The organism is Paenarthrobacter aurescens (assembly GCF_025421775.1).
GTDB classification, from domain to species: Bacteria; Actinomycetota; Actinomycetes; order Actinomycetales; family Micrococcaceae; genus Arthrobacter; species Arthrobacter aurescens_B.
Genome location: NZ_JAOEFX010000034.1, coordinates 1 through 416, shown reverse-complemented (window position 1 = coordinate 416; position 416 = coordinate 1). Strand labels below are relative to the sequence as shown.

At 33.2% G+C, this 416-nt stretch carries 1 protein-coding gene; it reads left to right on the top strand.

Annotated elements, in window-relative coordinates:
• Positions 1-205 precede the first annotated feature (205 nt).
• Positions 206-416: hypothetical protein (locus N7568_RS22565; protein WP_261611977.1), on the top strand; the 211-nt coding region annotated here is incomplete at its 3' end.

The window sequence follows — 416 nt, the reverse complement described above, 5'->3', positions numbered from 1 at the left end:
CTAAATTAGGGCTAATACACGTTTTGATTATACAGGCTATCGTATGGTAGACCTTTTATATAAAACATCACGGGTAAAACAGATTGGAGGTTTGTGATAGATCATGAGAAGAAATCTATTTTATTGATATTTTTCTAGCATATATTAGAGAAACTTATATTCAGTAATTGGAATGGAAATTTAATAAAGAAAAGGTGTTTTAAAGATGGAACGCAAGAAGTCAGAAAGCTTTAATTATGGTCTTGCTTTTACAATGCTGCTGTTTTTTATCATTAGCTGTATAGCTATTTATAACGCGCAAAAAACAGGACAGTATTCTACAAACTTCGTAATTAAACAAGTTGAATGGTACGCAGTAGGTATTGGGATTATCTTCATCACCATGAGGCCCGATGAGGAACAATGGGACCGATTCA